This is a genomic window from Pseudoalteromonas sp. 5Ae-yellow, assembly GCF_014077565.1.
Taxonomy (GTDB): Bacteria; Pseudomonadota; Gammaproteobacteria; order Enterobacterales; family Alteromonadaceae; genus Pseudoalteromonas.
Map to the genome: position 1 here is coordinate 1 of NZ_JACGWD010000107.1, position 8,933 is coordinate 8,933.

Below are 8,933 nucleotides of genomic sequence, written 5' to 3' on the forward strand. Positions count from 1 at the left end.
GGCAAAACTCAGTCGTAAGGTGTAATTCTTTAATAAATTCAGACATAAAAATAGGCCACAACTTCTGTTGTAGCCTATTATGAGCCCTTTGAAAGATCGTTCAATTAGCTTAAACGATCTGCATTAACTAATTAGTACGCATTTTTGTTTTAAAATTCGTACTAAAATAGGGTGCAACCAGCCCACTGACTATTCAACCTGTAAACTTTTTTGCACTTATAATTTCCCCTCCAAATGCGTTAAACCCCTTTGTTTTTCTCATCTTTTGAACTTCCTGTTGCCTAGCTAGTTGCTGATTTTTTGTTAATTACCCAATTACAACCTGATTGTTTTTTATACTAAAACTTGCTTGTTGTTCATTTTTTAGCTAATTGTTAATGTGCTGAGCTAATAATAACTCACAGCTTTTTAGTTTTGAGAACACACAATATACACAAACACGTTGTTGGCGCAGCAAAACCAATCAATATTAAATGAGATTGGCTAAAAAAATAAAAATAACGAATTGGCGTTTAAGCCGTATGCCTCTTCGCTTTGCATTCGCAATAGCATCAAAGGAGCCACCACATGGGTAAACTGACCTCTACCTTGTGGCTTATATTATGTGTTTTTTCGCACCCAGTTTTGGCTAACAGCCAATACAATATGCGCAAAGGCGTAACCGATATAAGCAATAATGTATATCAGCTGCACATGACCATATTTATAATATGTTGTGTGATTGGGGTGATAGTGTTCGCAATTATGTTCTGGGCACTTATTCATCACCGTAAATCTAAAGGGGCTGTACCTGCCCAATTTCACGAAAGCACTAAAGTAGAAATACTTTGGACTGCAATTCCGTTTGTTATTTTAATTGCTATGGCAGTACCAGCCACTAAAACCCTAATTGCAATGGAAGATGCCAGCAAAGCTGATCTCACTATTAAAATTACAGGCTCACAATGGAAATGGCATTATGAATATATGGGCGAAGATGTAGAGTTCTACTCTATTTTATCTACCCCGCAAGATGAAATCGCTAATCTTGCAGATAAAAATCCTAACTACTTACTTGAGGTTGATAAACCTCTCGTACTGCCAATAAATCAAAAAGTACGATTTTTAATGACTTCTGACGATGTTATCCACTCTTGGTGGGTACCTGATTTTGCAGTTAAAAAAGATGCGAACCCCGGCTTTATAAATGAAACATGGACGAACATAAACGAAGAAGGTACTTACCGAGGCCAATGTGCTGAGTTGTGTGGTAAAGATCATGGCTTTATGCCCGTTGTGGTGGTTGCTAAATCTGAGGCTGATTTTGAAACATGGCTTGCAGATGCAAAGCAGGCTAAGCAAAAAGCAGCATTAGCAGATGCCGCATTACTTGATAAAACCCTCCCAAAAGAAGAATTAATGACTTTAGGCGAACAAGTATATATGGCCAATTGCGCTGCATGTCATCAGCCCACTGGCATGGGATTACCGGGTGTATTTCCTGCACTTAAAGGCAGCCCGATAGTGCTTGGCGGTATAAAAGATCACATTGATGTAGTTATCCATGGACGACCTGGTACGGCAATGCAAGCATTTGCCAAGCAGTTATCTATAAAGCAATTAGCAGCGGTTATTACTTATAAACGTAATGCGTGGGGTAATGATACGGGTGATGTTATTCAACCGAGTCAAATACAGGCAGCACTTGATGCCAAAGTGGAGGCGAACTAATGAGTAGCATAGTAGAACAACCTAACGCCAATGAAGCTCATCATGCTCATCACCCAGCTAAAGGTTTTAAACGCTGGCTTTACACAACTAATCATAAAGATATAGGTAGTTTATATTTAATTTTTTCGCTGACCATGTTCTTAATTGGTGGTGGAATGGCCATGGTGATCAGAGCTGAATTATTTCAACCTGGTTTACAGTTGGTCGATCCTCACTTTTTTAATCAAATGACCACAGTGCATGGTTTAATTATGGTGTTTGGTGCGGTTATGCCGGCCTTTACAGGCCTTGCTAATTGGATGATACCGCTAATGATTGGCGCGCCAGATATGGCATTGCCAAGAATGAATAACTGGAGCTTTTGGATTTTACCGTTTGCGTTTTTAATCCTATTGGCATCGTTATTTATGCCTGGTGGGGGTCCTGCATTTGGTTGGACTTTTTATGCACCACTGTCCACAACATACAGTAATGATAATACTGCATTGTTTGTATTTGCCGTACATATTATGGGGATTAGCTCAATAATGGGCGCAATCAATGTGATTGTAACCATAGTGAACTTACGTGCCCCCGGCATGACATGGATGAAGTTGCCCTTATTTGTATGGACGTGGTTAATTACTGCCTTTTTATTAATAGCGGTAATGCCTGTGCTTGCAGGGGCTGTCACTATGGTACTTACCGATAAGTACTTTGCGACCAGCTTTTTTGATGCCGCAGGCGGTGGCGATCCGGTGATGTTCCAACACATTTTTTGGTTTTTTGGTCATCCCGAAGTATACATAATGATTCTTCCTGCCTTTGGCATTATATCTACAATAGTACCTACCTTTTCTCGTAAAAAACTTTTTGGCTATGCCTCAATGGTATACGCCACATCCTCCATAGCACTATTGAGCTTTATTGTATGGGCTCATCATATGTTTACCACTGGGATGCCGGTCGCTGGCGAGTTGTTTTTTATGTACGCGACCATGCTTATATCGGTACCTACAGGCGTAAAAGTATTTAATTGGGTTGCCACAATGTGGAAAGGCTCAATAACTTTTGAAGTGCCAATGCTTTTTAGTATTGCGTTTATTGTGCTGTTTACCTTAGGTGGTTTTTCGGGATTGATGCTGGCAATTACACCTGCTGACTTTCAATATCACGATACTTATTTTGTAGTGGCGCACTTTCATTATGTATTAGTAACAGGGGCCGTATTTTCGATAATGGCAGGGGCTTATTACTGGTTGCCCAAGTGGACGGGCAATATGTTTAATATCACGTTAGCTAAATGGCATTTTTGGCTATCACTGGTGAGCGTGAATGTACTGTTTTTTCCTATGCATTTTGTAGGGCTTGCCGGTATGCCACGTCGAATTCCCGATTACGCACTCCAATTTGCCGACTTTAACGCAATCATAAGTATTGGTGGATTTGCCTTTGGTTTATCGCAATTGTTGTTTGTAGCTGTGGTAATTAAATGTGCACGCGGTGGCGATAAAGTACCTGCAAAAGTATGGGAAGGGGCAGAAGGGCTTGAGTGGGAAGTTGACTCTCCAGCGCCATATCATACTTTTTCTAAGCCGCCGGTAATCAAGTAGTGACACACGCACCGCTACTCAAACGATTGGTACTTATTTGCATAGGCATGTTTGCCTTTGCCTTTGCTTTAGTGCCTTTGTATGACGTGTTTTGCGACGTAACAGGGCTTAATGGAAAACCTTCGCTTGAGCAAGCAGAGCAAAGTACGCAAATAATACAAAACCGAGAAGTTGGCGTTAGTTTTACTACTCACGCGCAAAGAGGTGCACCGTTTGAAGTTAAATCAAAAGAATACAGTGTTGTGGTAAAACCCGGTGCAATGCGTGAAGTAATGTTTAGTGCTAAAAATAACAGCAACCTAGATAAAGTAATGCAGGCTGTACCATCAGTCTCGCCAGGTAAAGCGGCAAAGTATTTACATAAAATAGCGTGTTTTTGCTTTGATCAGCAACCTCTAAAAGCAGGGGAAGAACTTGAATTTAAATTACTTTTTTATGTTGATACCGCACTGCCAAGCGACATTGAAGAACTAACTTTATCTTATACAGTATTTGATATTAGTGAACAGCTGGTGGCAAGTAATAACTAGCTTTTTAAACTAGTGTGAAACTAGGAGTAAGTAAAATGAATCAAGAATATGAGCATTATTATGTACCAGAGCAAAGCCCGTGGCCTATTGTGGGCGCGGTTGCATTGTTTTTTATTGCAGTAGGGGCAGGCTTAACAGTTATGAGTGTAGGCAAAGAAGGGGGGATCGGGGTTTACCTGCTTTATGCCGGTATTGCTGTGCTTTTGTATATGTTGTTTAGCTGGTTTAAAAATGTAATTAGTGAGTCGGACCAAGGTTTGTACTCAGCACAAATGGATCGCTCTTTTAGGCAAGGTATGAGCTGGTTTATTTTTTCTGAAGTGATGTTTTTTATGGCCTTTTTTGGTGCGCTTTTTTATGCACGCGTATTGTCGGTACCTTGGCTTGGAGGCGCAGGCAATAATGCAATGACCAATGAAGTATTATGGCCAACTTTCGAAGCTGTTTGGCCGCTAGTTTCAACACCTGCAGGCGAAACTACTCAAGCTATGGGCTGGCAAGGTTTGCCGCTTATTAATACCTTAATACTGCTTACTTCCTCAGTTACTTTACATTTTGCCCATGTAGCGATGGAAAACAATAAACGTACTCCACTTAAAGTTTTTTTAGGCGCTACTATTTTATTGGGTGTTTGCTTTTTAGGGTTACAAGTTGAGGAATATATTCATGCGTATAACGACTTAAACTTAACGCTAGATGCAGGTGTTTACGGTAATACGTTCTTTTTATTGACTGGTTTTCATGGCATGCATGTAACCCTTGGAACCGTACTTTTATTTGTAATATTTTTACGGATATTAAAAGGGCACTTTACTAAAGATAAGCATTTTGCTTTTCAAGCAGCTGCTTGGTATTGGCACTTTGTTGATGTGGTGTGGCTGTGTTTGTTTGTATTTGTATATGTGCTGTAGCGTTTGTTGGCGAATTATTTGCTTTAATAAAACCAAGTTTAAGTGCTGCAATAACAACAACTAAAACAACGACCGAAAACAATACGCGACGACCTAAAAAGTGAGACATAGGTCGTCCCCCAGTTTTTCCTGACACCATAATAAACAATGCTCTAAATAAGTTAAAAAGTATAAATATTAACAACAGTACGATAATAATTTTAATAATCACTGAGTTGACCCTTTATGCAGTTAGTTTTATGGCACAAACAAAAGCTTAGTTCACTAATCACACTTTGTATGGTTGTGGTTGTTGTACTTGTGTGTGTGCGACTAGGGTTTTGGCAGCTGGAGCGGGGTGAGCAAAAACAGCAGCAACTAACCGCTATTGCTAAGCAACAGACTCGTGGTGTGATGAGCTGGTCTCAATTACTTAACCTGCCTGATAGCTGGAACAAAACAGGTGTATTGGTTGAGTTAAAAGGGCGGTTTGTACAAAACCAATATTGGCTTTTAGATAATCAAGTTTATAACGGGCAAGTAGGGTACGACTTACTTGCTTTACTAAAGCCAGACAGCGAAGAAAAAGTGATTTTAGTTAATTTAGGATGGGTAAAAGCGCCTATATCTAGAGGTACACTGCCAAAGGTTACTCTGCCTACAGGTGTTTTTATTCTTAAAGCGCAAATAAAAGAAAATAACTTAAGTAGCTTTACGCTTGAAGATAAAACTACAAATAACGACTTACCTACAAGAATCCAATCTATCGACTTGAATATGCTGAGCACTCAAAGCCAGCAATCATTAATTAATTTTATGGCTTACAGACAAGGTACTGGTGATGAGATTGCAACACCTCATTATGAGGCTGTTGTTATGAGCCCTCAAAAACATAATGCCTACGCTGTGCAATGGTTTTTAATTGCTGTTGCATGTGCTGTTGTTGCTATTTTTGCGAGTAAAAAAAGGACACATAATGAAAAATAATCCCCTTTTATTGTTTGTGGGTTGCTGCGCAATCCCATTAGTTTTGGCATATGGCGCATTAAAGTTTGATTGGTTGCCTACTGCAATTACTAATAATGGAGAGTTTTTAAGCCAAGAAATAAAACTTAAAAATTGGCCGCAAAATAATCCCAAGCAATGGACTATTGCACTTAATTACTCAAAAGAATGTAACACCCCATGCAGCGAACAGCTCAATGCACTTAATAATTTATATGTGGCACTTGGTAAAAACCAAGGCAAGGTTGATATGGCTGTAATGGGAAGCCTCGACAATAAAAATCTACCATGGAAAATTATTACCGAACAACAGAGCTTAAAACCTGCAAGTTTATATTTAATTGATCATATGGGGTTAGTGGTACTTGAATATCCCTTTAAGGTCGAGCCACAAGAAAACCGTATAGTACAAAAAGGGTTATTAAAAGATCTAAAAAAATTACTTAACTATTCTCGTTCTAGCTAATTGATCAGCTTATTTAAGTGGAGTGTCTAATGTATAAAAATTATAAAAACTTAGTATTAATAACAGGATTACTCGCTTTAATTGTGGTTGCTTTAGGTGCGTACACCCGCTTAAGCGATGCAGGTTTAGGGTGCCCCGATTGGCCTGGCTGTTACGGCTTTTTAACGGTACCTAAGCATGAGGCCGATATAGCTTTAGCAACTCAAAGCTACCCCGATATGATGTTCGAAACCGCAAAAGCGTGGAAAGAAATGATTCATCGCTATTTTGCAGGTGCTTTAGGCTTACTTATTTTAGGTTTATTTGTGTTGGCTTTTTTAAAACGCCAATATCCAACTACGCCAGTTAAATTGCCTTTGGCTTTGCTTCTACTAGTGGTGTTTCAGGCTGCCCTTGGTATGTGGACAGTAACCATGAGCCTTCAGCCTCTTATTGTAATGGGCCACTTATTAGGTGGCTTTAGTATTTTGTCACTTATAACACTTTTATATTTACGGCTAACCGCAAAACCTATTATGGGGGGCGATAGCGGCGCAAAACGCTATTTTGCTTTGAGTTTAGTCGCGCTTAGTGTGTTGGTTATCCAAATTGCACTTGGTGGTTGGCTGGCTGCAAATTACGCCGCTCCGCATTGTAGTGGTTTGCCATTGTGTAATTACGCACAACCGTTTTCATTGAGTAGCGTATTTCAATTACCACTTGAGCACAGTAATTATGAGTTTGGTGTGTTATCACAGCAAGCGCGTATGTCTATCCATTTATTACACCGCATTTGGGCACTCGTTACTTGCATCGTTCTGGCATTAATTATGTGGAAAATATACAGACAAGCGTACTCTAAAAAAATTAAAAATTGTGTTGTGAGCGTATTACTTGTCCTGCTGTGCCAAATTAGTTTAGGGCTTATTTTAGTACATTGGCATATTCCGTTGGGAGTTGCACTGGCGCATAACTTGATGGCTGCCATACTGTTATTAAGCATGGTTAGGTTGTGTTATTACCTAAAATCACGCACATAAAGGGGAAATATGATGGTACTTATAATTGATAAAAAAATACTGCTACCCGTTAATACTCAATCGCTAATTTCGCGTACTCATAGTTTGCTGCAAGACTACTTAGCAATTAGTAAATTTAAAGTGGTAGCCATGCTGGTGCTAACAGCTTGGGTTGGTTTAGCGCTGGCTCCCGATGTGGGGCGCGGTATGGTCGTACAGTTTATTAGCTTGTTAGGTATAGGGCTACTTTCTGCTGCTGCAGCGGTTATTAATCATGTGGTTGATAGCGAGATAGACTCAAAAATGGCACGGACTCGTCATCGCCCTGTGGCTAAAGGGCGCTTAAGTAAAACACATGCGCTTAGTTTTGCAGCTGTTATTGGGGTTGCCGGCTTTATTATGCTGATGGTGTGGGCTAATACCTTAACCGCTATATTAACGTTATTTGCATTGGTAGGTTATGCATTTGTTTATACATCATTTTTAAAGCGTGCAACGCCGCAAAATATTGTTATAGGTGGGTTGGCTGGCGCAATGCCTCCATTATTAGGTTGGGTGTCAGAAACAAACCAAATGGCAGCAGCCCCTTGGTTACTCGTAATGATAATATTTACCTGGACCCCACCACACTTTTGGGCACTGGCTATAGCACGAAAAAGTGATTATGAACGCGCTAAAATCCCTATGCTGCCAGTAACACACGGTATCGATTTTTGTAAAACGTGCGTCGTTGCTTACTCTGTTTTACTCGCTGTAGTTTGCGTATTGCCTTATTTAATTGGTATGTCTGGATTAATATATTTAATAGGTGCGTGTGTATTAAATGCAGTGTTTATATATAAAGCGGTTAAATTAAAAATTGCTGGAAATGATGAGGCTGCAATGGACTTATTTCGTTTTTCGATTATTCATTTAATGGTACTCTTTGTAATCTTATTTATAGATAAATGGCTCCCTTTATGAAGCAGTTATGGCTTGGATTAATTGTTATTTTAGTTTTGTTTTTATCAGCATGTTCAAATGAAAATAGCCGACCAGATGTAGATGCATTAGTTTACGAAAATGCAAAGCCACTGTCTGATTTTACGCTAAACGATCAGCGCGGCGAATTAGTGACTAAACAACAATTTTTAGGGCAGTGGAATTTAGTATTTTTGGGCTATACAAGCTGTCCAGATATTTGCCCATTAACACTTGCTAAGTTAAATGCTGTTTATAAAAATTTACAAGCAGATTATCCGCTGCAAGTTTGGTTTTTATCGGTTGATCCAAAACGCGATACGCCAGCTAAACGAAAGCAATACATAGATTACTTTAACCCTGACTTTTTAGCTGTATCAGGAGAGCATAAACACCTTTTTCCTGTAGTTCGAGAGCTTGGTTTAATCTACGCCATTAGCGATAGTAGTGAATCAGAATATGCTGTTGATCATAGTGCCTCGGTCGCTATGGTTGATCAAAATGGAGCCGTTAGAGCTATTTTTAAACCAGAATTTAAACAAGGTAGTGTGCCATTAATTAATGCGACTACTTTAACTGAAGAGTTTAAAAAAATAGCTGATTACTACAAAAACTAGTTTTTACTTTTTAACAATTTTAAAGGAGCTTTAGGCTCCTTTTTTGTTTGCCCAGCGAAGCTGGCAAACCCGATAGGCTGAAAGATGCCTTATCACCCTGACTAAGGGGAAGATAATCTGAATGGCAAGGGCGTCACTGGCCAACGGTGGGGTCTGAAGGAAGCC

The 8,933-nt window shown here is 39.5% G+C and carries 10 protein-coding genes; 9 read left to right on the forward strand and 1 reads right to left on the reverse strand.

Annotated features, from left to right (window positions below):
• Positions 1-567 precede the first annotated feature (567 nt).
• The 4 genes from coxB to H4J63_RS18830 are packed head-to-tail and all read left to right on the forward strand — an operon-like array spanning position 568 to position 4,743.
• The gene (coxB, locus tag H4J63_RS18815; protein ID WP_182197963.1) at positions 568-1,710 is read left to right on the forward strand and encodes a cytochrome c oxidase subunit II; all 1,143 of its coding nucleotides are present in this window, start codon (positions 568-570) and stop codon (positions 1,708-1,710) included.
• Positions 1,710-3,302, forward strand: coding sequence for a cytochrome c oxidase subunit I (ctaD, locus tag H4J63_RS18820; protein ID WP_024595091.1), 1,593 nt, complete (start codon positions 1,710-1,712; stop codon positions 3,300-3,302). Before coxB ends, ctaD begins: the two co-directional genes overlap by 1 nt.
• Entirely contained in the window at positions 3,302-3,832 is a 531-nt protein-coding gene (locus H4J63_RS18825) for a cytochrome c oxidase assembly protein (RefSeq protein ID WP_024595090.1), read from the forward strand. Before ctaD ends, H4J63_RS18825 begins: the two co-directional genes overlap by 1 nt.
• 35 nt (positions 3,833-3,867) lie before the next feature.
• Entirely contained in the window at positions 3,868-4,743 is an 876-nt protein-coding gene (locus tag H4J63_RS18830; RefSeq protein ID WP_076925818.1) for a cytochrome c oxidase subunit 3, read from the forward strand.
• On the opposite strand, the gene H4J63_RS20565 is transcribed toward H4J63_RS18830, so the two are convergent.
• Complete coding sequence (locus H4J63_RS20565; protein ID WP_076925819.1) at positions 4,646-4,954, reverse strand: DUF2909 family protein; 309 nt, start codon at positions 4,952-4,954, stop codon at positions 4,646-4,648. The genes H4J63_RS18830 and H4J63_RS20565 overlap by 98 nt on opposite strands.
• A 14-nt stretch (positions 4,955-4,968) precedes the next feature.
• On the opposite strand from H4J63_RS20565, the gene H4J63_RS18840 reads away from it, so the two are divergent.
• The 5 genes from H4J63_RS18840 to H4J63_RS18860 are packed head-to-tail and all read left to right on the forward strand — an operon-like array spanning position 4,969 to position 8,768.
• Positions 4,969-5,709, forward strand: a complete 741-nt coding sequence (locus H4J63_RS18840; RefSeq protein ID WP_076925820.1) for an SURF1 family protein — start codon at positions 4,969-4,971, stop codon at positions 5,707-5,709.
• A complete protein-coding gene (locus tag H4J63_RS18845) occupies positions 5,699-6,193 on the forward strand; it encodes a transmembrane cytochrome oxidase associated protein (RefSeq protein WP_182197964.1) in 495 nt (164 codons plus the stop codon). The genes H4J63_RS18840 and H4J63_RS18845 overlap by 11 nt, the downstream gene beginning before the upstream one ends.
• 29 nt (positions 6,194-6,222) lie before the next feature.
• Positions 6,223-7,212, forward strand: a complete 990-nt coding sequence (locus tag H4J63_RS18850; RefSeq protein ID WP_182197965.1) for a heme A synthase — start codon at positions 6,223-6,225, stop codon at positions 7,210-7,212.
• 12 nt (positions 7,213-7,224) lie between these two features.
• Positions 7,225-8,154: a heme o synthase gene (cyoE, locus tag H4J63_RS18855; RefSeq protein ID WP_182197966.1), complete on the forward strand. Its 930-nt coding sequence runs from the start codon at positions 7,225-7,227 to the stop codon at positions 8,152-8,154.
• Positions 8,151-8,768: an SCO family protein gene (locus H4J63_RS18860; protein WP_076925824.1), complete on the forward strand. Its 618-nt coding sequence runs from the start codon at positions 8,151-8,153 to the stop codon at positions 8,766-8,768. Before cyoE ends, H4J63_RS18860 begins: the two co-directional genes overlap by 4 nt.
• The last annotated feature ends 165 nt before the right edge of the window (positions 8,769-8,933 follow it).